The sequence below is a fragment of the Methylomonas rhizoryzae genome, assembly GCF_008632455.1.
Taxonomy (GTDB): Bacteria; Pseudomonadota; Gammaproteobacteria; order Methylococcales; family Methylomonadaceae; genus Methylomonas; species Methylomonas rhizoryzae.
In genome coordinates this window covers 1,799,230-1,825,603 of the sequence record NZ_CP043929.1, presented here as the reverse complement: position 1 = coordinate 1,825,603, position 26,374 = coordinate 1,799,230, and the positions used below count along the sequence as shown (strand labels likewise).

Genomic DNA, 26,374 nt, shown 5'->3' with positions numbered 1-26,374 from the left:
CCGCCTCAAACAGACGCGGACGCGGCCGGCAGCGAGCGCAGTTTAAGCTTCGCTTTTAATCAAGTTCAACAATTCGTCGGCGGATACTTTGCCGCTAACGTCGGTTCCGTCCAGCAAACTATCCGCCAAATCGCGTTTGTGGCCGTGCAAAGCCACGATTTTTTCTTCTATGGTGTTTTTAGCGATCATCCGGTAAATCGTCACCGGACGCTGCTGCCCCATCCGGTGCGCCCTATCGCTGGCCTGATCTTCCACCGCCGGATTCCACCAAGGATCCATGTGAATCACGAAATCGGCGGCGGTTAAGTTCAACCCCACACCGCCGGCTTTCAAGCTGATTAAAAACAAATCGCCTTTGCCGCGCTGAAACGCATCCACCCGCTGTTGCCGCTCCTTGGCGGGCGTGGAGCCGTCCAAATATTGGTAGCTGATACCGCGCCGTTCGATGAATTGGCGAATCAGCTGCAAATGATCGACAAATTGACTGAACAACAAAGCCTTATGTTTGTTATCCAACAGCTCGTCGATGATCTCGCCCAAAGCTTCCAATTTACTGCTGGGCAATTCCAAGGCGGGGTTGACCAAGCGGGTGTTGCAGCAACTGCGCCGCAAACGGGTAATGGCCGCCAAAATTTGCAAATGCTTTTGTCCCGGACTGCTGTCCGCCGCTTCCGTCAATCCGGTCAGGCTGTCGCGCCGCAAGGCTTCGTAAAACGCATGTTCCTCGGCGCTCAATTCCACATAAATCGGAATTTCGGTGCGCGGCGGCAGTTCCTGCAATACCTGGGTTTTAGTGCGGCGCAGAATGAAAGGCTGGATCAATTTTTTCAGACGGTAACGGGCTTCCTGATTGCGGTCACGCTCTATCGGCCCGGCAAAACGCTTGTTGTACTGTTCCATCGAACCCAACAGGCCGGGGTTGATGAAACGAAACAGATTCCATAATTCGCCCAGATGGTTTTCCAACGGCGTTCCGGTCATGATCAATTTGAAACCGGCCTTTAAGTTCATCGCGCCTTGCGAACGACGGGTAGCGACGTTTTTGATCCACTGCGCTTCGTCCAGTACTACGCTGGCGAATGCTATATCCGCCAACATATCGGCCACTTGTTCTTGCTGCAACAAGCCGTAACTGCAAATCAAAACGTCGAAATCTTTCAGATTGCCCAATAATTGTTGACGGTCGCCGGCTCCCAATACGATAGGATTCAATGTCGGCGCGAAACGATGCGCTTCGGCCTGCCAGTTAGCACATACCGAGGTTGGCGCTACGATCAAGGCCGGGCCAAGCGGCGCTCGTTCCACCAGCAAGGCCAAACCTTGTACGGTTTTTCCCAAGCCCATGTCGTCGGCTAAACAAGCGCCTACACCCCATTGCGCCAAACGCGACAACCAACGGTAGCCTTCCAGTTGATAGTCGCGCAATTCCGCCTGAAAGGTTGACGGCAACTGCGGTTGAAATTCCCGTGCCGCTTGCAAACGTCCGATGTAGGCCTGCCAATGTTTGTCGGCTTTAAAACCGTCGTCTTGCTGCCAGTCTTCCAGGGTCAATGCCGCCAAGGGATTCAAGCGCAGTTTTTTGCCGTTGAAATCTGCATAGGCTTTTAAATCTTCCAAACGTCGGCGAAATTCGTCGGTCAACGCTAAAAACTCGCCGCTTTTCAATTGCATAAATCGACCCTGTCGCTGGTCCAACAAACCTAACAACTGCTGCATGTCCAACACCGTTTGATCGTCTATCTTCAATTCGCCTTGCAACGAAAACCAATCGTTGTCGCGCTTGACCGAAACGCTCATGCCGCTGCCGCTAGTCTGCCCCAATACTTTAAATTTTATGCCCTCCGGCCACTCCAATATCGCCTGTCCTTCCGGCAAGGCTTGAATCTGCAACAAAAATTCCAAACAGGCTTCCGGTTCCGCCAACAACCAATCACCGGAAGCATCGCGGTCCGCGGCTTGTAAACTAGGACAGGCCTCGACGACCGCGGCAGCCAACCGGTGTTCGCGGTCGAAGTTGCGTTGCGCTTGCAATCGCTTACCGTCCACCTCGGCCAGCACGCTAGCGCCTCCCTGGCCTGCCTGAAAATAGGCACCGCCGGCCGCGAAGGGCCGCACTAGAACCGCGATTCTCAGACCTTCGCCGTGCGGCAATAAGTGCACCCGCGGCGTAGGATCGGCCTCGACCTGCTCGGCGGTAGCCGAACTGGCACCGATATCCGAATGCACGGTCAGCAAGCTGGAAATGCTGGTCAAAGTCTGCAACACTTTTTCGATCGCGGAGGCCGGAACTTCCAAGCCTTTGGGGCCCAATACCCCGAAAATGCGGTGATGATCGGCGTTGAATTCGACGACGCGCAAGCGGGTCGGCGATTCTTTAATGACCTGATATTTCTGTTCGTAACCCGGATTCGGCTCCAAACTGATGTGGATTTTGCCGTTGGCTCTTTTGCTGACTCTCAGCTCGGCCTCGCCTTTGACCACCTCGACTTTCACCTCAGGCGCGCCGGCCCAAAACAACAACGGATGACCGATCAAAGCCGATACCGCGCCGCTACTGAATTCGAAAAACGTGCCGGCGCCGTACCAACCGGATTCGCGATACTCTTTGATATAGTCGCACAGCTTCAAATCCGCTTCGCTCAGGTAATCGAAGCTGTCGCGCTCATGGGCTAAACGCTTTAGCGCCACCGCTCGCCCCTTACTCCAACCGCCCTTGGCTTGCTGCTTTTGTTCGCGCGGTTCTATCTTGACGGAGCCGCCGTCGGTATACGTCAACAACCACACTAAACGGGTCGCCTTGTCGCCGGCTTCGGCCGGCCCGGGTTTCTTGTCGGCTACCTGCAAATGCAGCAACGCATCCAGTGCTACTTCCCAATCGGCTCGGCTGACGAACAAATCCGCTAACGCTTGCCGCCCCGGTTCCCAAAAATCTTGCGGCCATTGCGGCTGGCTACTCGGCTGCAACGCAGCAAACAGTTTGGCCAATTCCGCCGCCGGCCAAGCATAACCGTTGTTCAACAAATGGCTGTACAGCTGGCGTTCTACGGCATCGACCCGGTTGGTAAAATCGGCTTTGCACCAAAATTTAACCAACAAAAACAGCACCGCTAAAAAAATCGGCGTATGTACCACCGAATCGGGCATACCGGTATCGCGAAAACCGCTGGATACCCGGTACGAAAACGGCGTATTCAGCAATCGATCTCTAGCCTGCAAGTCGCCTTGCTGGTAACACAAAAACGCTTGCAAATACTGGTAGGCAAGGGTCCAGTAACCGTTTTCCTTGGCCGCTTGGTTTAACAAGGTCGCCAATTTAGCCCGCGCTTTACCCTCGCCTTGTTTCAAAATCGCTAACGGATAAAAAATCCCGGCCAGGCCTAAAAAATAAGCATTGCGTTGACCGAGAAGTTTGCGCAAATCCGCCAAAGCCCGCTCATAATCGGCAAGCGCCTCGGCGAAATTGCCGTGCAAAAATTTCACAGCCGCCGCCAAAGCCACTAGCTCCGGATCGTCGACTCCGATCAGACTTGCGCCGACCTGCCGCCAGTTGCCGCGCAACAACTGCAATTCCAAATATGAAGTCACGGCTGCCGTATTGCTTCGACCTTCGTCCGAGGCCAAATAGGCGGCATAAAAACCGTCCAAATCGGCTTGCGCGTACAAATAAATTTTTTGGTGCAAAGCTGCATAATCGGCCAAACTGCCCAAAATCAAGCCGTGCCGCTCTTGAAACCAGGCGACGTCCAGGGGATTCATAAACCAGGACAAATACAAATCGACACCGGACGGCAAATTGCCGGGATAACGCCGGCCGGTTTCCAGACAATTTTGCATTTCCTGATAATCGCCGCGGTGGAAGTAAATGCGCGCCTCGCGGATACAATCCTCGGCGGTGTTATAGCGGTAATAGCTATTGCCCTGCGGACTGGAAGCCAACACTTCGGCCGCGTAGATTTCGAATTCTTTGTCTGCGATCAACTGCCGAGTCAGCGTCTCCACCAACAGACGCGAGCAACGAGTCCCCCCGGGTCTAACGTTTTCCTCCAGCAAACCTTCGGCAATCAGCGGCCGCAAACGAGCCTTGACCGTCTCGGACTTCAATATCCGATTACCTTCTTTGATACCAAGGCCTGCCAACATCTTGGCGATGTTGGTCAAGGAACAATAGCCGTGGTACACCGCCAATAGATTAACGACGGCCTGCAAATCGGCCGGTAAGGTGCGATAAGCTTCCAGCAACTTGGCTCTACAAGGTTGATGCATGAACGATAGATACGGAAAAAATGTGCAAAATAAAAAAGCCCGCGCGTAGCGGGCTTTGCCGGCAACCTGTCAGCTTACAGGCTTGCGAGCACTTTGGCGACCGTTTCCCCCATTGCGGACGGGGTAGGCGCAATAGTCACGCCCAATTCTTGTAGGATTTCGACTTTTTCCGCCGCCGATTCGCCGGAAGCGGAAATAATCGCGCCGGCATGGCCCATGCGCCGGCCTTTCGGCGCGGTCAAACCGGCAATATAAGCCACCACCGGTTTGCTCATGTGTTCCTTGGCGAACAAGCCGGCCTCCACTTCTTGCGGGCCGCCGATCTCGCCTATCATCAGCACCACCTTGGTTTCCGGGTCTTGTTCGAAACGCTCGAAGATGTCGCGATGCGAACTGCCGTTGATCGGGTCGCCGCCTATGCCCACCGAAGTCGATACGCCGATCCCGATGCGTTTCATCTGATCGGCCGCCTCGTAGCCCAAGGTACCGGAACGGCCGACAATGCCGACGTTGCCGGGAATGTAGATGTGACCCGGCATGATGCCCAGCATGGCTTTGCCCGGGCTAATGGTGCCGGCGCAGTTCGGGCCGGTCAGCACCATGCGTTGCGCAGCCGGAAAGCGACGCAGAAAGCTTTTGACCTTCATCATGTCCTGGGTCGGAATGCCGTCGGTAATGCATACACAATATTTGATACCGGCGTCGGCGGCTTCCATGATCGAATCGGCCGCATAAGCCGGCGGCACGAACACGATGCTGGCTTCGGCCCCGACTTGTTCCACCGCTTCTTTAGCGGTGTTGAATACCGGACGGCCCAAATGCGTTTGCCCGCCTTTGCCCGGCGTGATGCCGCCAACCACGTTGGAGCCGTAATCTATCATTTCTTGGGCGTGGAAGCTGCCGATCTTGCCGGTAAAGCCTTGTACGATGATACGAGTGTCTTGATCGATAAAAATTGCCATGTCGTTTCCTTAACCTGCCGCAGCCACAACTTTGTTACGCGCTTCGACCGCTTTCTCGGCCGCCTCCGCCAGCGTTTCCGCCATGATGATGGGCAAACCGCTGTCGGTGATGATTTTGCGGCCTTCGTCGACGTTGGTGCCGGACAAACGCACCACCAGCGGCACTTTCATGTCGATATTCTTGACCGCTTGCACCACACCCTCGGCAATCCAGTCGCAACGGTTGATACCGGCGAAAATATTGACCAGCATGGCTTTGACGTTTTTATCCTGTAACACCATGCGGAAGGCCTTTTCGGTACGTTCCGGCGAAGCGCCACCGCCTACATCCAAAAAATTGGCCGGCTCGCCGCCCGCCAGTTTGATCATGTCCATGGTCGCCATCGCCAAACCGGCCCCGTTGATCATGCAGCCGATGTCGCCGTCCAAACCGACGTAGCTCAAGCCGCGGTCGGCCGCGGCCATTTCCCGCGGATCCTCTTGGGTCTTGTCGCGCAACTCGGAAATTTTTTGCCGGCGAAACAAGGCATTGTCGTCGAAGCCCATTTTCGCATCCAGGGCTAACAATTCGTCATGGTTGTTGATTACCAACGGGTTGATTTCCACCATATTGGCGTCCAGATCGCGCATCGCCCGGTAGCAGCCTTGAATCAACTTGACCGCTTGCGGCACTTGATCGGCGTTCAAGCCCAAAGCGAACGCCATTTCCCGCGCTTGAAAGTCCTGCAAACCCACGGCGGGTTCGATATAGATTTTTTTGATCGCGTCCGGATTGTTTTCCGCCAGTTCTTCGATTTCCATACCGCCCTGCGCCGAACCGACCATGACGATGCGCTCATGGGCGCGGTCTATCAACAAGCTGAAATACAACTCTTTCAGAATTTCGGTACCGGCTTCCACGTACAGGCGCAAACATTGTTTGCCGGCCGGGCCGGTTTGATGGGTCACCAAGCGTTTACCCAACAAGGCATTGGCGGCGTCGCTGACGTCGTCGTGGTTTTTGCAAATTTTGATGCCACCGGCCTTGCCGCGCGCGCCGGAATGAATTTGCGCCTTGACCGCCCAAACGTGGCCGCCGATTTCCCGCGAGCGCTGCACCGCGTCTTCCGGGCTGTACGCCAAGCCACCGGCGGCAATTCTCACGCCGTATTCGGCCAGCAATTGTTTCGCTTGGTACTCATGAATATCCATGGACTCTCTCTTACTAGATAAAAATGCAGGTCGGATTCGACTTAGCTAGAACCCGACAGGTCAACCTTGACGGCCGGACAATCCCGGCCGAAGTTTATTATTGGCCTTTGGCCGCAATCGCTTGTGCCATACGCACTACGTTATTGGCCATACGTTCAGAAGCGGCGTCGATCAGCCGTCCGTCCAAAGCCGCCGCGCCCTTGCCTTGGGCCGCGGCTTCCTGCAAAGCCGCCAAGATGCGCCGGGCTTTTTCGACTTCTGCCGGCGGCGGGGTGAACACCTCGTTAGCCAGCGCGATCTGCGACGGATGTATCGCCCATTTGCCTTCGCAACCCAGCGCGGCGGCACGGCGGGCGCCGGCTTTGTAACCTTCCGGATCCTTGATGTCGCCGAACGGACCGTCGATGGGGCGCAGACCGTACGCGCGGCACGCCACGGTCATGCGGCTGATCGCGTAATGCCATTGATCGCCGGGATAATCCGGATTCAGTCCGCCGATGTTGACGGTGCGAGCCCGGTTGCTGGCCGCATAATCGGCCACCCCGAAATGCAGGGCCTCCACCCGGCCGCCTAACGCGCCTTGTTTGGCGATGTCTTCCACGTTAGCCATGCCCAACGCGGTTTCGATCAAACATTCGATGCCGATTTTATTGGTCAGGCCTTGTTGCATTTCCAACTGGCTCAGCATCGCTTCGACCATATAAACATCGCCGTATACCCCGACTTTGGGAACCAACAAGGTTTTGATCTTGGCGCCGGCCTGTTCGACTAAATCGACCACGTCGCGCACCATGAATTGAGTATCCAGACCGTTGATACGCACCGACAAGGTAATGCCGTGGCCTTCCCAATCCAAATCGTTGATGGCTTGAATCACGTTTTTGCGCGCTTGCAACTTGTCGTCCGGCGCGACGGCATCCTCCAAGTCCAAAAATACGTAGTCCACACCGCTTTTCAAGGCTTTTTCGAACATTTCCGGACTGGAACCGGGCACCGCCAATTCGCAGCGTTGAACCCGCGGCGTATTCGCAACATACAGGGTGTGACTCATTTAGATTTTCCTTGGTTGAACGGCATGAAGATTTTCACGCCGGAGCTAAACAAAATAGCCGGTCATTTTACTTTCAGGGCGCTCAATGTCAATTCGCGCCAATCTCGATCGAGTCGCTAAGAAATGCCTAGCCAGCCTGCCGGCGATTGACTAAGCCCTGAAAATCGGCGCTAACCGTTTTGGCAAAAATGCGCGCCAAGCGGCTGCGGCGTCCAGCTATCGCATATCGGCTCCTGTTTGCGAACCAGTCGCGGCTTTTGGCACTTGGAAATAGCGCAGCCTTAACCGGCTAACTATCATTCACGCCCACCCCGGCCCGAAAAGTTCAGCCCCGCAAGGGACGCATCGGGTACCGAATCTGAAACGACCGACTCAAACAGACAACGGAGCCTATCATGAGCAATAACTTCAAACACACTCTTACCGCACTAAGCCTAATCGCAGGCATCGCCCAAGTCGGTGCGGCTCAAGCCGAATCGGTTTACTACAAGGCCAAATTGAATTTGAAGACATTAATAGAAAACCCATCGGACACTGAAAACATCAAAGTACTAAAAGTATCGCAATCCCAAAGCAGCTTAGTAAATATTGCGCAAGATAAATCCCCCTTCGAGGCCATCGCAAACACCACGATATTGGCATTACGCATAGACGACTGCGATACCGGAACCGCACAATTGGTGGTGTACGATACAGCTAACACTACCGAAATCGTCACGGTCTCCGATAGCTTCAATCTATTCATCAACCAAGTCCGTACCTCCAAAAAAGGGGTTTACAAAACCTCGCAATTCTTTACTACTGCCAATTTCTCGGCAAGCGAGGGCAGCTCTTACAGCATAAACTCCGGCGAATTATCAATCTTCGGCAACGCTAAACTGGACGCTACCGACGGTTGCCCCAGCAAAATCAGTGCAACTGTGACAGGGGCGGTTAATATCGGTTTGCTGACCCAAATTGAAGGTCAAGCCGTGTCGGTACCGACTCAAATCATGATTTCGGGCGCCAGTAAGTTAAGCGCGCAACGACTGGATTAAGCAACTCCCGGTCATCCATCCTGCCGGCTATAGCGGATGAGCCAGGTAGCGCTATTTATTTTCCAACTCAATCAAATCGCCCAATCGGCCGGCTTGCAGCCGATGCAGGTGAAACGTCGCTAATTTGTCTTCCGGAGCATTTCGCAAAATGGCGCGAAATGCCTGTTCGGCGGCAGGGTCCTGCTGTTGCAGCAATGCGTAGGCGGCCAGATATTCCGCCAGGCGAAACTCATCGGCCTGCTCTGCCGCCAATAGTTCGAATACTGCCAAAGGAAGGGTTTTGCCCTTCAGCAAAATACGGCCGATTGGCCGCGCGAGCTGGCCGGGACAGCCAGCCAAAGTCACTTCCGATACGCAAATCAAAGTCCCTAAATACTTGTTCGCGCCTTCCAAGCGCGACGCGGTATTTACCGCATCGCCCAACGCCCGGTAATCGAATATGGTCTTGCCGCCGAAGTTTCCGACGATAACTTCACCGCTGTGAACCCCGATGCGCGTGCGGCCGAATTCGATACCGCGCGCGCGCAATTGTTCGCAATATTCGTTGGCGAAACGCTGCATGTCCAACGCGCAAGCGATAGCTCGGCAACTGTGATCCGCCTGAGAAACCGGCGCGGAAAACATGATAGCCACTGCATCGCCGACGATGCGATCCAAAGTTCCTTGATGGCGAAACGCAATCGCGATCATGTTTTCCAGGTAATCGTTCAATAAACTGACCGCGTCGGACGGGTCCAGATGTTCCATCAAGCCGGTAAAATCGACTAGGTCGGTGAACACGAAGCTGCAAATTTGTCTGCGTCCGCCTAACTCCAACGCTTCGGGATGCCTGACCAAATGCTCTACTAGATTCGGCGAGATGTAACGGGAGAAGGCTCGCTTCAGCCAGCGTTGCCGGCGTTCGCTGTAGATGTGGCGAAACATGCTGCCCAACAGGAAGGCCGCCGCCGCAACTAGACTAGGCACCATGGGATCGATTAAATAATGCCAATCGGCGTAGGCCCGCCAGGCTGCAAGCCACAAGGCCGCCAGCGCCAGCACAAACAATAGGAAAGACGTCAGTGCGGCATGGCTTAACGCCAGCGCGCCGACGGTCAGGCTACCGATCACCAGCACAACGGCTTCCAGCGAGGCAGCCCAAGCCGGCCTCAGCAAATGCTGGCCGGCTAAAATTTGCTCCAAGACTTGCGCATGCATGTCTATGCCGGCTATGACTTTTCCCAGCGGGCTGAAGCGCATATCCATCAGGCCTTGGGCCGAGGTACCGATCAAGATCAACTTACCGGCCAACTCGTCGGCCGCAACCTGCCCTTGCAGAATTTTCCAAGCTGGAAGATGTCCGGCACCGGCATGGGCGGAAAAATGCAGCCAAACTTCGCCTTGCTCGTTAACCGGTACGGAAATGCGTCCGACTTTTAACAAGGCCAAACCGGAGCCGTTATCGCTACGGGTATCCAGGGTAAAATTTTGCCCGGCCTGCATCACCCTCAGGCTTTCCGCCGCCAAAGAAGGCACCGGCTTGTTTTGGTAGACCATCAATATCGGCAGCCTCCTGATCACACCGTCGGCGTCCGCCGTCACACTCAAGGTCCCGTTGCCGTCCGCCGCATTTTGCAATGCCGGCAGAGAACTTATCGAATGCCCGTAGCTTGGCATCTTGAAAAATTGCGGAGCACCCAGGAACACGAAGCGCGCCTTGGAAAGCAAGCGATCGTGTTCGCCGCCGTCCGCTTGCAATGCAAAACCCAGACTGACCCGTCCCCGTTTGACCGCCTGCGCCAACACGCTATCGTGATCCGGCAAGCTATCCAGCCACGGGCCGACCGCGTCGTCCAAACGCCATAAGCGCTTCATGTTAACCGGCGAGGTACGGTCCGGTTCAGCAAATATCATGTCGAACGAAATGCAAGCCGGTTCCGCGTTTTGCAAGCGCAGCAACAAATCGGCAATCAGCGTGCGCGGCCATGGCCATTGGCCCAGCCTGCTCAAGCTTTCGTCGTCTATATCCACGACCCGAACCGGACTCTCCGTTGCGGCGCGCGGTTGCCAGCGCTGAAACTGGTCAAAAGTAGCATTACGCAGCAATTGCAGAGCGATGGGATCGGTCAAGCATAGCATCAACCCGGCGACGGCAATAGCCGCCACCGGCAGGTAGCCGGACAAGCCGCTCGGCGAGCGATTATTCAACATAGCGCCTCGCTTTCATCGGTTCGCAGAGCCAATGCGATTGATTGCGCGCAACGCCGGATGTTTGCCGTTATCGGTCTGACGAGCCGGCGCCGCAAACCGATTCGACCGAGGCACTCAAAAATTGACCGATGTCCACGGCGTCTATCTGCTCCGGATAGAGATACTTGCGGGCAAACTCCAGGTACACGCCCGAGGTTAAGAACAGTTCGAACAACGTCGCGTCAATATGCCGGTTGTTTTTCATATCGCACATGATTTTCAAAGCTTGCGACAATTTGTAGGGACGCTTATACGGCCTGTCCGACGCCGTGATGGCTTCGAAAATATCGGCTATCGCCATGATCCGGGCCGGAATAGACAGCTGCCGCTCGGTCAACTTGCGCGGATAGCCTTTACCGTCCAAGGTTTCGTGGTGGGTGCTCGCGTATTCGGGCACACGCTTCAAAAAGTCGGGAAACGGAATTTTTTCCAGCAATTTAATGGTTTCGATGATGTGCTCGTTGATTTTATAGCGGTCTTCCGCCGTCAATGTGCCTTTTTGTATCGTCAGATTATAAATTTCGCCGTAGTTGAACAAATTCTCCGGCACCTGCATTTTGATTTCCAAGGCCGGATCGGGCGTTTGCCAGGCGGCGCGCGGCACGATATGCGCTGCCTTATCGGCCAATAAGCGTTCGCTGACCGGCAACGGCGGCTTGGGTTTACCGCGCAAGCGCTGGTCTTCGTCTTCGGACAAGCCTAAGGTGTCGTCGAAATAACGCAACCAGCTGTTTGCCGCAATGGCGCGGATTCTGTCGCAATCGGCGTCTTGCATGCTTTCCTGGCCTTTGTTGCATTCGGCAATGAAGGCAAAGTCGTCGAACAACTGAGTTTTCCGCATCCGGTATCGATCGTCCGCGTCGCCGCTCGGCATGCCGTTCGCCAGATTTTCCAAACGTTCGATCTGCGCATCGCGCAACAACACTTCGAACCGCATCCTGACTTCGTGAATGCGGTTGTACAACATATCCAATTTGGTGGCTTTTTCTATCACGTATTCCGGCGTAGTTACTTTGCCGCAGTCGTGCAGCCACGCCCCTACCCGAAACTCCAGCCACTGGTCTTCGTTGCTGAAATCGAAATCCGCCAAAGGACCGCTGCTTTCCCGGCATGCCGCCTTGGCCAGCATGATCGCCAAATCCGGTACCCGCACGCAATGATGGCCGGTATGCGGACTCTTGGTATCCAAAGCCGCGGCCAGGACTTGTATGATGCTTTCCGTGGTATCTTTTTGACTTTGAATCAATTGCAAATTGTCTAAGGCAACCGCAGCCTGAGCGGCCAAGGCTTCCACCAATTCGACCACGTCTACCGGAAACGGTATGACTGCCCCGCTACCCGGATCCAAAGCGTTGATGAACTGCAATACCCCTATCACCGCACCGTTGCGCGGCGCCATCGGCACGGTCAATAACGATACGGTCCGGTAGCCGCTTTGCGTATCGAAATCCCGAGTACCGCTGCAGTCGAAGCGGGTTTCCCGGTACACGTCGTCGATGATGACCGGTTTGTTATGCACCGCCGCATAGATAGCGACGTAATTGTCATTAGGACTGCCGGAATCGGCGCGGTATAGGGGCAATTCATTGACCGGCAAACAATCGGTACGGGTGCGCTCGGCAAACTTCAAATTGCCTTGCGGCGTAACCCAATACATGGTCGCACCGTCGCAATGCAGCAATTTTTGCCCCTCGCGCAAAATATGCTGTAACAACTTGGCGCGGCTACGTTCCATACCCATCATCAAACCGCTATCGATCAACAGATTGAGCTTGGCGGTACGCGCTTGAATTTCCCGCTCCAAGTCCTGCCGTGCCGTTCGCTCGGCTTTCAGCCGATTTAGAGAACTCAGAATGTTGGCTAGCCTTAGCCCCAGCTCGGCACGGCTCACCGGCTTGTATAAACAATCGATAGCGCCTAGACTCAATAGCGAGTCGCAATCGACCGTGCCCGGATTCCCGACGAGCACGATCGTCAAGGCTTCGGCGGGATAAATTCCCCGGATGCGCTGCAAGGCCGGCTCGAGTCCATCGCCCAAGCCATCGGTATCGATCAACAGCACATCGGCCGGGTATCGGGCTAGCGAGGATTCGATTAGGTTCCGGTCGGTGACTAGCTCAAGACCGCAATTGCCAAGCAATGCGGCGAGGTCGCGACACAAGGCTAGGCCGGTGTCGGCATCCGCCCACACCAACAGCCTTCCGTTGATTAGGGTGACGGCGGTTTCTGATAATCCGGCTGAATTCACTGAAAGACTCTAGTGTTTTTGTTGCGTGTTTGCATGGCTGAAGGCCTTAGTGTAGACAATAGTCCGCTTAACCGTCGACTGTAATTGATTTTAAAGGCGAACCGAACCGATCCGGTACAGTTAATGACATTTTCCCTTTACAGGAGGGTAGGAATGATTAGGAAGCTAGCGATACCGCTTGCTCTGTGCGCAAATGCGCTATTCGCAACCGCACAAGCGGATCAAACTATTATCGGTTTCGTCAAAATCGTCGAAGGCGAAGCGACGATCACGTCCGCCGCCACTAGCGTCGCCGCCAAGCCGGGAGCCTCGTTGTATTTGGGCAATGTATTGAAAACGGGTAAAGACGGCAGCTTGGGCATCACCTTCAAAGACAATACGGTGATGTCCTTCGGCCCGGATACCGAAGTCACCGTAGACGAATATTTGTATGCGCCGGCGAACGGCGAGCTGAAATTAGTCGCGCGCTTGGCCAAAGGCACTTTGCATTACATTTCCGGCGTTATCGCCAAACTCAAACCGGAAGCCGTGTCGGTTAAAACGCCTACCGGGGTGATCGGAGTCAGAGGTACCCGCTTTTTAGTCAAAACGGAGGGCGAATGATGAGCAAAAATGCGTCGTTCAAGCAAACGCGTTGGCGCGCGTTGTTCGCCGCCTCGCTGCTGCCGATCCTGAACGCTTGTTCACAGTCGTACGTAGTGTTGCTGGCGGACGAAGACGGCAGCCTGGGCAAAGTCAGCGTCACCAACAACCAAGGCAGCACGGTTTTGGAAAAAAACCTGGAAGGCGCGGATTTATCCGGCTCAGCGGGTCAAGTTTACGCGGTAAGCCAAGCCCGGATTCAGCAGGATTTCGGTTCCGCCTTGGCTTCCAGCCCGCAGAAACCCTTGTCTTATTATTTGTATTTCGAAGGCGGCAGCACGCAATTGACGCCGGAATCCGCTGCCGACGTCCCAAAAATCATCGCGGAAATCAAACGGCGCCCGGTACCCGATATCTCGGTCGTCGGTCATACCGATACCGTGGGCGATGAAAAACTAAACGCGGCACTGAGTTTGCAGCGCGCCGAAGCGATTGCGACTTTGTTTACCGAGACCCTGCCGGACACCGACAAAATCAGCATAGAATCGCACGGGGAAAAAAATCTGTTGATTGCCACCCCCGACAACACCGACGAACCGAAAAATCGCCGGGTCGAAGTGACGGTGCGTTAAGCAAACGATGCGGCCGGTTTACGCCGGCCGCAGCTACAGCGACATCAATTGACCTTTAACAGCTCCACGTCAAAAATCAAAGCGGAATTAGGCCCAATAGCCCGGCCCGCGCCGCGTTCGCCGTAAGCCAGATTGGCTGGAATGAATAACCGGTATTTGGCGCCTTCTTTCATCAATTGCAAACCTTCTGTCCAGCCGGGTATCACTCGATTCAGCGGAAAAGTGGCCGGCCCGCCGTGACTATAGGAACTGTCGAACTCCTTGCCATCGATGGTAGTACCTTTGTAATGCACCGTCACGTTATCGGTCGCTTTAGGCGAAGCGCCGTTGCCTTCAGTCAGCACTAAGTACTGCAAACCGCTACCCGTGGTTTTGACTTCGGGGTTTTGAGCGTTTTCTGTTAAGAACTTCTCGCCGGCGGCTTTGTTTTCTTCGGGGGTGGCGTTAGCCATGGAAAACATGATAAATCCTGTAAAAAAAGCAAAAAGGGTTGCGAGGACGCGTTTTTTGGTGCTGTTCAAAGTGACCTCCCTGAACGTATGGTTATCGAATGGTTGGATATAGCGGTAACCGGCCGAACTTGGCGCGATTCCTGTCTAAGTTTATCAATTTTCCGTTTCCAGCTCCTGTCTGCATGCAGCCAACTGCTTGTCGTAGCGCCAAGCGCGTTGGTCGACTTTTTGCGCCGTGCTCAACAACCAGTTTTTCGCCTGGTAGGTACCGCGCCGGTAACCGGTAAGGCCCTCGTGATAGGCCAAATATAAATTGCGCGCATCGGAAATCGGTATGTTCAAGACCCGATGCGTAGTCGCACAATACCAGGCAACGAAATCGCAACTATCGGCAAAATCCTCTCTGTCCGCCCAATAGTTACCGCTTTGCCGTTGATAATCCGACCAGGTTTCGTCTTTGGCTTGCGGATAGCCGTAAGCGCTACTGGAACGAAACCAGGGAATAAAACCCAAAATGGTCGGTCGCGGCGGTTGGGCGTCGGATACGAAGCGGGATTCTTGGTGCATGATCGACATCTGCACCGCGATAGGTACACCCCAACGTTGCGACGCCGCCAGACTGGCCTGATACCAGTCGTCTTTCTCGCGAAAAATCTGGCAGAGGTCGTTGGTGTTTTTAGGCGGCAAGGTGGCGCATGCCGGAACAAGCGCGGCCAGCGCGCAAACGTACAATGGAAATAGCCTCACAGCACGGTTACTCCTGCTAAACCAGGGCCCGAGCGCGCACCCTGAAATGGGCGGGCCTGAACGCTAAAGCGAGCCTCTGTCTCGGACTGAAAACCTGGCAAAAAATTTCGGCGATTTTACTTAGGCGGCGACAAACGGATCGGGCGGATTAAAATTCGCCGCCGCACTCATACGCCTAAATACCCTCGCGACCGGGAATGCCAGTACGTATTCGCCAGCGCGTGCGCCTCGTCCTGCGATGCAGCTTTTTGCAACAACTTCAGCGCTATCGCCAATGTGCCGATCACACTGGCCTCGGCATATTCGTCCTGCCAATCGCCGCGCCACAGCGCCAGCATGCGTTGCGGATCCAGTTCGTCCTCTTTCATATGCCGGCGGGGGAACATGGCCGGCCAAGTCTCGTCCGACAGTTCTCCGGCCGCGACGCTTTGGACCAAACAGTCCACATCCGGGTTGCGTTCGGTTTCACCACCCTCGCCTTTCAACACCGCCATGTCTTTCTCACCCAGCAGCAACGCGGCGTGTTGATGCACTTGCCGGTAACCGGGGTGGAAAATACCCTGAATGCTGTGGCTGGCAGCCAAGGGATTCAACAAACGCACCAACGTATGCACCGGGGAACGCAGCCCCATGGTCGGCCGCAGGTTGATCATGTCGAACAGCGGCCGGCAGATATGTTCCAGCGATAAATAACTGAAATTGCGCGCTACCAGTTGCTGCTCGGCCTGCTGCAAGGATTCGGCGGCGGCAATGCCCAAACTCTCCAACGCCTTTTCGGTATAGACCCGACCTTGGGTATGGCCGCCGGCACCGTGCATGAATACCTTGATCCCGTTTTCGGCCAACAGCAACGTAGATAGCAAAAACCAGGGCAAGTGGCGGCGTTTACCGGCATAGGACGACCAATCCAGGTCTACCTGAATGCTTGGGGTGAATTGCAAGCATTCACGCACCGCCGTCACAAAGCCGGCCAATTCCTCGCAGGTTTCCTCTTTGACCCGCATCAACATCAAAAAAGCGCCCAGCTGTATCGGCAACACTTCGTCGGCCAAAATCATCGTCATGGCCCGATAGGCTTCGTCTTGGGTTAACGGGCGGGCGCCTTTTTTACCCTTGCCCAAGATTTTGATGAATTCGGCAAACGGGTGTTCAGCTTGGGTTAGCGTCATGACGGATGGATAAAGGGAAATAGTGATCGATTAACAACGCCGCAAAAATCAGCATCAGATAAATGATGGAATAACCGAAGGTGCGCATCGCGGTTTTATCGTCCTTCTTACGAATCAACTGTACCGCAAAGTACAAAAAACCGATGCTCAACGATATGGCGGCCAGCAAGTACAACAATCCGCTCATGCCGGTCAAATACGGCAACAAGGTACTGATCAACAGCAAAATGGTGTACAGCAGGATTTGCAACCGGGTGAATTCCACGCCGTGAGTCACCGGCAACATCGGAATCGCCACTTTGGCGTATTCGTCGCGGCGGGCGATAGCCAGAGCCCAAAAATGCGGCGGCGTCCAGACGAAGATAATCAAGACCAGCAACAACGCGTGCGGATGGATCTGCCCGGTAATCGCCGTCCAGCCCAAAAGTGGCGGCGCAGCACCGGCGATGCCGCCGATCACGATGTTTTGCGGGGTCATTTTTTTCAGATAAACCGTGTAAATCACTGCGTAACCGATCAACGACAAAAACGTCAAAAACGCAGTCAACGCATTGATTTTGACGATCAACAGCGCCATGGCCAACGTACCGATGACGCCGGCGAAAATCAACACATGTTTTGAGCTCAACTCACCGGACGGCAAAGGCCTGTGCTTGGTACGGGCCATTTGCGCATCGGCTTTCCGATCGATGAAATGATTGATCGCCGCCGCCGAAGCCGCCGCCAAGGCGATGCCCAGGGTGCCGTATACGAAATTGCCCAGAGGCGGAAAACCGGGCACGGCCAGCAACATGCCGACGATTGCGGTAAACACGATCAACGCCACCACCCTGGGTTTACAGAGTTCGTAATAATTTCGCCAAGATAAGGTCACGCTTTTGTCTGTCATTCGGTTACGAATAGTTTACGAAGCTTTAAAGCTATAGAATAACAGTGAACCTTTGATAATTAAAATCGTCACAGGCGCTCAATTTTTTGGAAACGAGGGAGTTATGAAACTGGAATGGCTAACCCCGGGGATGACAGCATTGATGCTGCTAAGCCCCCTGTCGACGGCTGAGGCGCAAAGCGGCACAGTCTACGAACATACGCTGGAAAACGGACTGAAAATACTGGTTAGAGAAGACCATCGCGCACCGGTGGTAGTCTCCCAAGTCTGGTACAAAGTCGGCAGCAGTTACGAACCCGGCGGGATAACCGGTATCTCGCACATGCTGGAACACATGATGTTCAAAGGTACCAAAGACTACCCGGCCGGAGAGTTTTCCCGCATCGTCGCCGAAAATGGCGGCCAGGAAAACGCATTTACCGGCGCCGATTACACCGCTTATTTCCAAACCTTGGAAAAATCCCGCTTGGAAATCAGTTTCAAGCTGGAAGCCGACCGCATGCGCAACCTGGATTTGAAAGCCGAGGAACTGGAAAAGGAACTGCAAGTCGTCACCGAAGAACGCCGGATGCGGACCGACGACAAACCGCGCGCCAAAACCCATGAACAATTCGCGGCGGTCGCCTTCACCAACAGCCCCTACCAGAATCCGGTGATCGGCTGGCCGTCGGACATCGCCCGGTACAAGATCGAAGACCTGCAAGCCTGGTACCAAAAGTGGTATGCCCCCAATAACGCCACCTTGGTGGTGGTCGGCGACGTGCAAGCCGACGACGTAATCGGGTTGGCGACCCGGCATTTCGGCGGCTTGAAACCGAGCGAAATTCAACCTGCAAAACCGCAGGACGAAATCCCGCAAGTCGGTCCGCGCAAGCTCACCGTCAAAGCCCCGGCCCAGTTGCCTTACGTGATGATGGGATACAAAGTTCCGGTATTGAAAACCGCTAGGCCGGAATGGGAAGCTTACGCATTGGAAGTGTTGGCCGGCATCCTGGACGGCGGCAATAGCGCCCGTCTGTCCTCCCGCTTGATTCGCGGCAAGCAACTGGCCGTTTCGGCCAATGCCGATTACGACATGACCTCCCGGTTGCAGGATTTGTTCTTGCTGGAAGGCACCCCGGCGGACGGCAAAAGTGTGTTCGACCTGGAATACGCCTTGAAGGACGAAGTGGCGCAATTGCAGAACGATCTGGTCACCCCCGACGAGTTGCAGCGCGTTAAAGCCCAAGTCGCGGCCAACGACGTGTTCCAAAAAGACTCCAATTTCTATCAAGCCATGCAACTGGGTCTATTGGAAACCGTCGGCCTGGGTTGGCAAAAAGCCGACGAATACGTGCAAAAAATCAACCAAGTGACGGCGGAACAAGTGAGAGCGGTTGCCCGAAAATACCTGATCGAAGACAGCCTGACGGTCGCCTATCTCGATCCGCAACCCATCAACGAAACGGCAAAACCGAACAAGACAGCAGGAGGTCGCCATGCGTTTTAACTTATATGCCCTGTGTTTGATGTTGATCGGCCCGATCACGCACGCCGGCGTCGACATTCAACACTGGCAAACCTCGCAAGGCAGCCGGGTTTATTTCGTGCCCACCCCCAGTCTACCGATGGTAGACATCCGCGTAACCTTCGATGCCGGTAGCGCGCGCGACGGCGACCAATTCGGCTTGGCGGCGATGACTTCGGCCATGCTGGATACCGGCGCCGGCGAATGGGACGCCGATCAAATCGCCGGCCGGCTGGAATCGGTGGGAGCGGCCTTCGACGCCGGCGTATCCGAAGACACGGGGTGGCTGTCTTTGCGCAGCTTGACCGAAAAACCTTTGCTGGAAAAAGCCCTTTCCACTTTCCAAACGCTGTTGACCCAACCGCGTTTCAGCGAGGCCGATTTTCAACGCGAGCAAAGCCGCATGCTGGCCGCATTGAAACACCGCGAGGAATCGCCCGGCGCACTGGCGCAAATCGCTTTCGGCAAGGCACTGTACCATGACCACCCCTATGCGCATCCGGAAGAAGGCATGGTGGAAACTGTGGCCGGTTTCACTACCGACGACTTGAAACAGTTTCACCGCCGCTATTACGTGGCAGCCAATGCTATCGTGGTCATCGTCGGCGACATGCAAAAAGACCAAGCCCAACGGATTGCCGAACAGCTGATGTCCGGTCTACCGGTCGGCGAAAAACCCACGGAACTGCCGCCGGTGGAAATGCCTGCTAAAGCCGGCATGCAACACATCGAATTTCCGTCCAGCCAAACCCATGTATTGTCCGGCCTGCCGGGGGTGGAGCGTAAAGATCCGGATTATTTCACGCTTTATGTCGGCAATTACATATTAGGCGGCGGCAGCTTGGTCTCGCGCTTGTTCGACGAAGTTCGGGAAAAACGCGGTCTGGCGTACAGCGCTTCCAGCCAATTCGTACCGCTGTTTCGCAAAGGCCCGTTTGTGATGAGTTTGCAAACCCGCAACGACCAAACTGCGCAAGCGATAGCCGTGATGGACCAAACCTTGAAAGACTTTATCGAGAACGGTCCTAGCGCCGCCGAACTTGAAGCCGCCAAGAAAAACATCACCGGCGGTTTTGCCTTGCGTACCGACAACAACAGCAAACTGACCGAATACGTGACAATGATAGGATTTTACCAACAACCTCTGGATTACCTGGATACCTTCCCAGCCAAAGTGGAGGCGGTGACGTTGGAGCAAATCAAAGACGCGTTTCAGCGCCGGATTCGCCCGGAGTGGTTGCAAACCGTCACGGTAGGCAACAGCGCCGGCGCAACGAAAACGCATTAATCCGTGAGCAATCAATTGCGCATTATCGGCGGCGAATGGCGCAGCCGGGTGGTCAAATTCGACGATGCCCCCGGCTTGCGGCCCACCCCGGCCCGAGTGCGGGAAACGCTGTTCAATTGGTTGCGCATGCAGGTCGAAGGCAGCCGCTGCCTGGACTTATTTGCCGGCAGCGGCGCCTTGGGGTTCGAAGCGGCTTCGCGCGGTGCACGCCACGTCACTCTGGTCGACAGCAATAGCCAAACCTGCCGTAAGTTGCGGGAAAATCTCGCCCGATTCCATAGCGACAACATCGAAATCGTTCAAGCCGATGCGGAAACCTTTTTAAAGCACTGTCAGAAAAAATTCGACCTGGTATTCCTCGATCCACCGTTTAATCAGAGCTGGATACCCAAAATCTGCCAAGCGATAGCCCAGGCCGATGCCTTATCGGCCAACGGCATAGTCTATCTGGAATTCGAACGGGATTTTTCCGCGGCATGCCCGCCGCCCGGCTGGGACATTCTAAAGTCGAAACTTGCAAGCGACGTCGGTTATGGGTTAATCAGGCGGACTTCATCCGTCCGCAGTCCGCTCGACCCGGTAGATCCGACTGCACAAAGCACCGAATCGAATCGCGCCGGCTAGGCCGGCGCTTTCCTGCCGCGCCACAGCCGAACTCCGAAACTAATCCGTTAAATTCGGCATAAAACCGATTACAATAATGAAATTTTGCACACGGACAGACGAAATTCCCGATCGACTCGCGTCGTTAACAAGCAGGAGCAAAGGTGACAGACAGAATAATTAGAATCGCGACCCGACAAAGCCCTCTCGCCTTATGGCAAGCCGAACACGTTGCAGCTCGATTGACTGCAGCCTTCCCCGGCCTGCGCACCGAACTGGTCAAAATGGTTACCCGCGGCGATAAGATTTTGGATGCGCCTTTGGCGAAAGTCGGCGGCAAAGGCTTGTTCGTCAAAGAGTTGGAACAAGGCATGCTCGAAGGCACGGCCGACATCGCGGTGCATTCGATGAAAGACGTGCCGGTGGAGTTTCCGGCCGGTTTACATCTAGCCGTCATTCTGGAACGCGAAGACCCCAGCGACGCATTCGTATCCAACCGTTACCGCAGCTTGTCCGAATTGCCCGTCGACGCCCGCATCGGCACCTCCAGCTTACGCCGCCAATGCCAAATCAAGGCCCGTTTTCCGCATGCACAGATCCTCAGCTTGCGCGGCAACGTCAACACCCGCTTGGCAAAACTCGACGCCGGCGACTACGACGCCATTATCTTGGCCTCCGCCGGCTTGAAACGTTTAGGCATGGCCGAGCGCATTACCGCGAGACTATCCGGCGAAGAAAGTTTGCCTGCCATGGGACAAGGCGCAATTGGCATCGAATGCCGCATAGACGACGCCGACATTCACCGTTATTTGCAAGTATTGCACGACGAAAGTACCAGCCTGCGGGTCAGCGCCGAACGGGCGATGAATAGCCGCCTAAACGGCGGCTGCCAAGTACCCATCGCCGGCTTTGCGGAAATTCGCGACGACCGGCTGTTTCTACGCGGACTAGTCGGTAGTCCGGACGGTAGCAAGCTGTTTCGCGCGCAAGCCGAATATCCACTGGAACAAGCGCAAGCGCTCGGTTTCGCTGTAGCCGACGATTTGCTGGCGCAAGGCGCCGAGCAAATCCTAAAGGAGCTCTACCAGTGACCGGCGATTTAGGCGGCGCGCAAATTTTGGTTACCCGGCCTACGGCGCAAGCCGAACCCTTGTGCCGCCTGATCGAACAACACGGCGGCAAACCGCTACGCTTTCCGACCTTGGCAATTGCCCCAATGCCGGTCGATCCGAAATCGCTGGAAAACGCTCTGGCCTCGGATTGGCTACTATTTACCAGTACCAATGCAGTGAAATTCGCTCTACAAGCGCTAGCCGGAAAAATAACCGAGCTGAAATCCAAACGCATTGCGGCCGTAGGCAAAGCAACCGCCGCCGCACTCGAACAGGCGGCTCTGAATTTAACCAGCTGTCCTGATACCGATTTCAGCAGCGAGGGGTTATTGGCACAATCGTCGCTAAGCGACGTTGCCGGTCAGCGGATTACCATCGTCCGCGGGCTGGGCGGAAGAGAAGTGATGGCTCAAGAATTGACGGCCCGCGGCGCTCAGGTGACTTGTTTAGAGCTTTATCGCCGCTACGCGCCGGCAAACGACAACCGGGCCATACAAAAGACCATATTGGCTGGAAATCTGGACGCAACCACCATCACCAGCGGTGAAGCGTTGCAAAACTTATTAACGATGTTAACGCCTGAAACCCTCGCTAAAATGCAGCGATTGCCGCTATTGGTCGTCAGTTCGCGTATTGCCGAACAGGCGCGCCGTGCCGGCTTTCAATGCATAGCCGTTACGGCTCAAGCGTCGGATTCAGCGATTTTAGAAACATTGACCATGTTATTTACCGGGGAAAACAGTGGCCGAAGACATTGAACAACAGGAAAACCCAACGCCGCAAGTCGTCATTAAAAAATCCAAAGCCGGCCTATGGATAGGAATGATCGCTATTTTGCTGGTCTTGGCTCTTGCGGTCGCCGGGGTATTCGTCGTCCAGCAAATCAGAACCAATCAGGATACGGACAACAATCAGGACACCCAGCGCATGCTGGAAATCGACAAGGAACTGAACGACTTGCAGCAACAGCTTTCGACCTTGCAAGCGCAAATTGCTAACGTCAATACCGAACTGACCGGCAAAGACAACCACTTCACGCAAACGCTGGCGGAGTTTTCCAAATTACACGAAGAACACCTCGCCACCGCCCGTAAAGAGTTGGAAGCTTCCATTTTAGGCTTACAACGCCAACTCGGAAAAACCCGCGGCGATTGGCTGTTAGCCGATGCCGAGTATTTGTTGAGCGTCGCCAACCAGCGCCTACATCTGGTCGGGGACGTGGAAACCACCCGCCAAGCCCTGGAAGCGGCCGACCAACGCTTACGGGAAAGCGGCGATGCCTCGGTGTTCAAAGTCCGCGAACAAATCGCCAAAGAAATTGCACTATTGACTCATGTCGACGTACCCGACATCGTTGGAATTTACTCGCAATTGCAACACCTGCAAGAAGCGGTCGAAGGCTTGTCGGTATTCTTGCCGCATGCCGGTAAAGCGCCGGAAAAATCCGCGGCATCGCAGGATTTGTCCAAAGAAGGCCACGAAATCTTGGGTCAAGTGGCGAAACAATTGGAAGGTTACGTGGTATTACGCCATACCGAACAACCGGTCAACGCAATTTTGACGCCCGAAGAAGCTCATTTCATTAAACAACAATTGAAAGTGCGCTTGGAAATGATAGAAATCGCCCTGGTCCGGCAAGACGATACCCTGTTCACCAGCAGTATCGCCGATGCCAAAAACTGGCTGAAGAAAAACTTCGCCGAGAATCTGCAAACCGCACAATTTGTCGAAGAGCTGGATAAATTAGCCGGAGCCCGCTTGAAAAGCCAATTCCCGGATGTCAGCGGTTCTCTAAAAATGATGCGCGATATCAGCAAACTCCGGATCGAAACCGACAAGGCCCTATCTTCGGATACCGCAAACTCCACCCCGGCTGATCCAGAAAAACCCGATCAAGCTGTAACACCTCAGCCATAACGCAGGCCGGCACATGAAGAAAAACATAGCGTATTTTCTGGCTTCTCTAGTTACAGCGGCGGCCGTGGCGTTCGCTTTGCATAGCTGGCTTGCGCAACATAACGATCCAGGCTACGTTTTAATCGGCTTCGGGCATTGGTCTTTGGAAACGTCGTTGACCGTATTCACGGTCGGTCTGGTGATTACTTTCTTCATACTGTACAGCGTATTCCGTTTGCTGGGCGTGCTGTTACGCCTGCCCGGCCGATTGTCCAAACGCCGGCAAAACATTAAATTCAACCGATCGCAAGAAGCTTTAATCGCCGGCTTATTCGACGCCGCTGACGGAAATTTCGAAAGCGCCGAAAAAACCCTGATCAAACATGCCGCCAACAGCGGCGCTCCTCTTCTACATTACCTGACCGCCGCGCGGGCCGCCCAGTCCCGCGGCGCCCTGGATAAACGCGACGAATACCTGCAAAAGGCCTTGGAACAATCCCATGAAGGCAATTTGACGGTAGGACTTACCCAAGCCGAACTGCACCTGTCCGAACAACAGTTCGAGCAAGCGTTAAAGACGCTGGAAACCCTGAACGAAATCAATCCGGGGCATGCCCGAGTGTTGCGCATGATGCATCAGGCCTACCAACACCTAGGCGATTGGGAATCGTTAAGCAAACTTCTCCCGTCGCTGCAACAACACAAAATTTTGATGGAAGCCGAAGTCAAGTTGCTGGAGACTCAAACCTACAGCAGTTTGCTCAAACAGGCACAACGCGAAGGAAACCCGGATGCCATCCGGCGTTGCTGGAACGACGTTCCGGAACACATTCGCCGCTTACCGGGCATAGCCAATATTTATTTCGCCGCGATGATAGCCGCCGGTGCCGGGTCGGAAATCGAAGACCAAGCGATTGCTCAACTGGGCCGCCATTGGGACGCTACGCTACTCGAACTATTCTCATCCATCCAAAGCGAAGGCAAGGAAAAACGCTTACAAACCGCGGAGCAATGGTTGAGCGTCTATCCCAACGATCCCGTTCTATTAAAGGTGCTGGGAAAACTCGCCCATCAAGCCGGCCAACTGGAAAAAGCCGAACAATATCTACTGAAAACCCTTAACAAAGAGGCTACGGTAGGGGCCTGCCATTTACTCGGCGACGTATTATTCGACAAAGGCGATAAAGACCGGGCTTGCGACTCTTACAAACGCGGCTTGTTGTTAGCGTCCGACGTGATTTTAGAGCAGGTGGAATCGAACAAGGCTTAGGTCTTCAATTCGGAAAGATAATATGCCGCGCAGCTTGGGGTAGATACTCGGCTGTAAAGAAGCCATCAATACTATCCCATCGGGCTCAAGGAGGAAGCCAATTTTAAGCGGATTGCCAAACACGACACGTCGTCTTGGGCTTCATCGCGCACCATATGCGCTTCCAACGCTTGTCTGACGGCGTCAACCCTTTGCCCCGGCGCGGAAGTAGACAGCTCCGCCCTTAATTTTTCGGTGCCGAAACGACTGAACTGCCGATTTGTCGCATCTATCACCCCGTCTGAATACAAAAACAATTCGCAAGACTCGTTCGTTCGATAATATTCGGTACTGTCATCGAACGACTCGTCATCCAGCACCCCGGCAAAAGTATGTAGCGAACGAAACGCATGTTTGACGCTGCCGTCGTCGGCAATCAGCAAACCTTCGGGCAAACCGCCATTCCATATCTCGATACTGCAATCGGCTTCGTTGACTACTCCTAACGTAAGCGCAACGAAACGGCCGGGTGGCAATTGACTATATAGCTGACCGTTTATCTCCCTGGCGATGAGTTTAACCGATAAAGACTTCTTGGCCATGCCGCGAAAAACTTGATTAACAATCACCGTAGGCAGTGCGGCTGCCAAACCGTGCCCTGTCGAGTCGGCCAGCATAAAGTAGATCAAGCCCTGATCGGTCTTGTGCGCACATACCAAATCGCCGCTAAAACGTTGAGCGGGCGTCAACCAATATTGCACCTGCTCTTCGTTGATTTCGTTTAACTTTAACAAGCGTTCAAAAATGGCTTGCAAAAAGTCGTGTTCGCGTTCGTTTTGTTCGCGGTAGCGCCTCAGCTGCTCGGTATCGGCGATAATCCGGCGTTGCATTTCCAACGTGCGCTCTACCGAATCGATTTTTGCGCTCAAGATGGCGTAATCGATGGGTTTGGGAAGATAGTCGTCCGCCCCGACTTTCAACCCTTCGATAATATCTTTGACGTCCGTTAACGCACTAACCAGAAAAATCGGCACCCATTTTTGGCTGGGCAAAGCTCTGATGATCTGTATCGCTTCAAAGCCGTTCATAACCGGCATCATCACGTCCATCAAAATCAGATCCAAAGCCTGGTTGGTATAAACATCCACAGCGTGTTGACCATTTTCCGCCTGCAAGACTTGGTGGCGCATTCGAGTTAACAAGCGCTCCAACAACAGCCTGTTTTCCAAAATATCGTCGACGATCAAAATTCTCATGGCTTAGCTTT

21 protein-coding genes are annotated in these 26,374 nt (G+C 54.5%); 10 read left to right on the top strand and 11 right to left on the bottom strand.

Features of this window, described 5'->3' with window-relative positions:
- Nucleotides 1-42: 42 nt before the first annotated feature.
- From F1E05_RS08395 to F1E05_RS08380, 4 genes are all read right to left on the bottom strand, one after another.
- Nucleotides 43-4,263 (bottom strand): DEAD/DEAH box helicase, encoded by a 4,221-nt coding sequence (locus tag F1E05_RS08395; protein ID WP_150047865.1) that lies wholly within the window; start codon nt 4,261-4,263, stop codon nt 43-45.
- A gap of 74 nt (nt 4,264-4,337) precedes the next feature.
- Nucleotides 4,338-5,225, bottom strand: a complete 888-nt coding sequence (gene sucD, locus F1E05_RS08390) for a succinate--CoA ligase subunit alpha (protein ID WP_150047864.1) — start codon at nt 5,223-5,225, stop codon at nt 4,338-4,340.
- A gap of 9 nt (nt 5,226-5,234) precedes the next feature.
- A complete protein-coding gene (locus tag F1E05_RS08385) occupies nt 5,235-6,416 on the bottom strand; it encodes a malate--CoA ligase subunit beta (RefSeq protein ID WP_150047863.1) in 1,182 nt (393 codons plus the stop codon).
- A 97-nt stretch (nt 6,417-6,513) separates the two neighbouring features.
- Nucleotides 6,514-7,467: an HpcH/HpaI aldolase/citrate lyase family protein gene (locus tag F1E05_RS08380; RefSeq protein WP_150047862.1), complete on the bottom strand. Its 954-nt coding sequence runs from the start codon at nt 7,465-7,467 to the stop codon at nt 6,514-6,516.
- Between the two features lie 395 nt (nt 7,468-7,862).
- Between F1E05_RS08380 and F1E05_RS08375 the strand changes: the two genes are divergently transcribed.
- Nucleotides 7,863-8,504, top strand: a complete 642-nt coding sequence (locus F1E05_RS08375; protein WP_150047861.1) for a hypothetical protein — start codon at nt 7,863-7,865, stop codon at nt 8,502-8,504.
- A gap of 51 nt (nt 8,505-8,555) precedes the next feature.
- Here F1E05_RS08375 and F1E05_RS08370 read toward each other — a convergent pair whose 3' ends face one another.
- On the bottom strand, nt 8,556-10,694 hold the full coding sequence (locus tag F1E05_RS08370; RefSeq protein ID WP_150047860.1) for a CHASE2 domain-containing protein: 2,139 nt from the start codon (nt 10,692-10,694) through the stop codon (nt 8,556-8,558).
- Between the two features lie 67 nt (nt 10,695-10,761).
- Nucleotides 10,762-12,981, bottom strand: a complete 2,220-nt coding sequence (locus F1E05_RS08365; protein ID WP_232056824.1) for an HD domain-containing phosphohydrolase — start codon at nt 12,979-12,981, stop codon at nt 10,762-10,764.
- A gap of 153 nt (nt 12,982-13,134) precedes the next feature.
- Here F1E05_RS08365 and F1E05_RS08360 point away from each other — a divergent pair, with 153 nt between their 5' ends.
- Complete coding sequence (locus F1E05_RS08360; protein ID WP_150047859.1) at nt 13,135-13,584, top strand: FecR family protein; 450 nt, start codon at nt 13,135-13,137, stop codon at nt 13,582-13,584.
- On the top strand, nt 13,581-14,195 hold the full coding sequence (locus tag F1E05_RS08355) for an OmpA family protein (protein WP_150047858.1): 615 nt from the start codon (nt 13,581-13,583) through the stop codon (nt 14,193-14,195). The genes F1E05_RS08360 and F1E05_RS08355 overlap by 4 nt, the downstream gene beginning before the upstream one ends.
- A 44-nt stretch (nt 14,196-14,239) precedes the next feature.
- Here the strand turns inward: F1E05_RS08355 and F1E05_RS08350 are convergent, their stop codons facing one another.
- The 4 genes from F1E05_RS08350 to cyoE all read right to left on the bottom strand — a co-directional run bounded on the left by F1E05_RS08350 (nt 14,240) and on the right by cyoE (nt 17,452).
- Nucleotides 14,240-14,656: an FKBP-type peptidyl-prolyl cis-trans isomerase gene (locus F1E05_RS08350; RefSeq protein ID WP_150047857.1), complete on the bottom strand. Its 417-nt coding sequence runs from the start codon at nt 14,654-14,656 to the stop codon at nt 14,240-14,242.
- Between the two features lie 144 nt (nt 14,657-14,800).
- The gene (locus tag F1E05_RS08345) at nt 14,801-15,394 is read right to left on the bottom strand and encodes a transglycosylase SLT domain-containing protein (RefSeq protein WP_150047856.1); all 594 of its coding nucleotides are present in this window, start codon (nt 15,392-15,394) and stop codon (nt 14,801-14,803) included.
- Nucleotides 15,395-15,561: 167 nt separating this feature from the next.
- Nucleotides 15,562-16,563 (bottom strand): glycosyl transferase family protein, encoded by a 1,002-nt coding sequence (locus F1E05_RS08340; protein ID WP_150047855.1) that lies wholly within the window; start codon nt 16,561-16,563, stop codon nt 15,562-15,564.
- On the bottom strand, nt 16,544-17,452 hold the full coding sequence (gene cyoE / locus F1E05_RS08335) for a heme o synthase (RefSeq protein WP_150047854.1): 909 nt from the start codon (nt 17,450-17,452) through the stop codon (nt 16,544-16,546). The genes F1E05_RS08340 and cyoE overlap by 20 nt, the downstream gene beginning before the upstream one ends.
- Before the next feature lie 103 nt (nt 17,453-17,555).
- Here cyoE and F1E05_RS08330 point away from each other — a divergent pair, with 103 nt between their 5' ends.
- From F1E05_RS08330 to F1E05_RS08300, 7 genes are all read left to right on the top strand, one after another.
- Nucleotides 17,556-18,941: a M16 family metallopeptidase gene (locus F1E05_RS08330; RefSeq protein ID WP_190303283.1), complete on the top strand. Its 1,386-nt coding sequence runs from the start codon at nt 17,556-17,558 to the stop codon at nt 18,939-18,941.
- Nucleotides 18,931-20,247 (top strand): M16 family metallopeptidase, encoded by a 1,317-nt coding sequence (locus F1E05_RS08325; protein ID WP_150047853.1) that lies wholly within the window; start codon nt 18,931-18,933, stop codon nt 20,245-20,247. The genes F1E05_RS08330 and F1E05_RS08325 overlap by 11 nt, the downstream gene beginning before the upstream one ends.
- A gap of 3 nt (nt 20,248-20,250) precedes the next feature.
- Nucleotides 20,251-20,871 (top strand): 16S rRNA (guanine(966)-N(2))-methyltransferase RsmD, encoded by a 621-nt coding sequence (gene rsmD / locus F1E05_RS08320; protein WP_150047852.1) that lies wholly within the window; start codon nt 20,251-20,253, stop codon nt 20,869-20,871.
- Between the two features lie 143 nt (nt 20,872-21,014).
- Nucleotides 21,015-21,941, top strand: a complete 927-nt coding sequence (hemC, locus tag F1E05_RS08315) for a hydroxymethylbilane synthase (protein WP_150047851.1) — start codon at nt 21,015-21,017, stop codon at nt 21,939-21,941.
- On the top strand, nt 21,938-22,720 hold the full coding sequence (locus F1E05_RS08310; RefSeq protein WP_150047850.1) for a uroporphyrinogen-III synthase: 783 nt from the start codon (nt 21,938-21,940) through the stop codon (nt 22,718-22,720). The genes hemC and F1E05_RS08310 overlap by 4 nt, the downstream gene beginning before the upstream one ends.
- Complete coding sequence (locus tag F1E05_RS08305) at nt 22,704-23,879, top strand: uroporphyrinogen-III C-methyltransferase (RefSeq protein ID WP_150047849.1); 1,176 nt, start codon at nt 22,704-22,706, stop codon at nt 23,877-23,879. The genes F1E05_RS08310 and F1E05_RS08305 overlap by 17 nt, the downstream gene beginning before the upstream one ends.
- A gap of 13 nt (nt 23,880-23,892) precedes the next feature.
- Nucleotides 23,893-25,128 (top strand): heme biosynthesis HemY N-terminal domain-containing protein, encoded by a 1,236-nt coding sequence (locus F1E05_RS08300; RefSeq protein ID WP_150047848.1) that lies wholly within the window; start codon nt 23,893-23,895, stop codon nt 25,126-25,128.
- Nucleotides 25,129-25,199: 71 nt separating this feature from the next.
- Here F1E05_RS08300 and F1E05_RS08295 read toward each other — a convergent pair whose 3' ends face one another.
- Entirely contained in the window at nt 25,200-26,363 is a 1,164-nt protein-coding gene (locus tag F1E05_RS08295) for a PP2C family protein-serine/threonine phosphatase (protein WP_150047847.1), read from the bottom strand.
- Nucleotides 26,364-26,374 lie beyond the last annotated feature (11 nt).

Bases quoted from the DNA above. Each gene is read 5' to 3' on its own strand.
- F1E05_RS08395 (WP_150047865.1), bottom strand. From the start codon at position 4,263: ATGCATCAACCTTGTAGAGCCAAGTTGCTGGAAGCTTATCGCACCTTA.
- F1E05_RS08380 (WP_150047862.1), bottom strand. From the start codon at position 7,467: ATGAGTCACACCCTGTATGTTGCGAATACGCCGCGGGTTCAACGCTGC.
- F1E05_RS08340 (WP_150047855.1), bottom strand. From the start codon at position 16,563: ATGACGCTAACCCAAGCTGAACACCCGTTTGCCGAATTCATCAAAATC.
- F1E05_RS08360 (WP_150047859.1), top strand. From the start codon at position 13,135: ATGATTAGGAAGCTAGCGATACCGCTTGCTCTGTGCGCAAATGCGCTA.
- F1E05_RS08300 (WP_150047848.1), top strand. From the start codon at position 23,893: ATGAAGAAAAACATAGCGTATTTTCTGGCTTCTCTAGTTACAGCGGCG.
- F1E05_RS08295 (WP_150047847.1), bottom strand. From the start codon at position 26,363: ATGAGAATTTTGATCGTCGACGATATTTTGGAAAACAGGCTGTTGTTG.
- F1E05_RS08330 (WP_190303283.1), top strand. From the start codon at position 17,556: ATGAAACTGGAATGGCTAACCCCGGGGATGACAGCATTGATGCTGCTA.
- F1E05_RS08350 (WP_150047857.1), bottom strand. From the start codon at position 14,656: ATGTTTTCCATGGCTAACGCCACCCCCGAAGAAAACAAAGCCGCCGGC.
- F1E05_RS08375 (WP_150047861.1), top strand. From the start codon at position 7,863: ATGAGCAATAACTTCAAACACACTCTTACCGCACTAAGCCTAATCGCA.
- cyoE (WP_150047854.1), bottom strand. From the start codon at position 17,452: ATGACAGACAAAAGCGTGACCTTATCTTGGCGAAATTATTACGAACTC.
- F1E05_RS08385 (WP_150047863.1), bottom strand. From the start codon at position 6,416: ATGGATATTCATGAGTACCAAGCGAAACAATTGCTGGCCGAATACGGC.
- F1E05_RS08370 (WP_150047860.1), bottom strand. From the start codon at position 10,694: ATGTTGAATAATCGCTCGCCGAGCGGCTTGTCCGGCTACCTGCCGGTG.
- sucD (WP_150047864.1), bottom strand. From the start codon at position 5,225: ATGGCAATTTTTATCGATCAAGACACTCGTATCATCGTACAAGGCTTT.
- F1E05_RS08355 (WP_150047858.1), top strand. From the start codon at position 13,581: ATGATGAGCAAAAATGCGTCGTTCAAGCAAACGCGTTGGCGCGCGTTG.
- F1E05_RS08325 (WP_150047853.1), top strand. From the start codon at position 18,931: ATGCGTTTTAACTTATATGCCCTGTGTTTGATGTTGATCGGCCCGATC.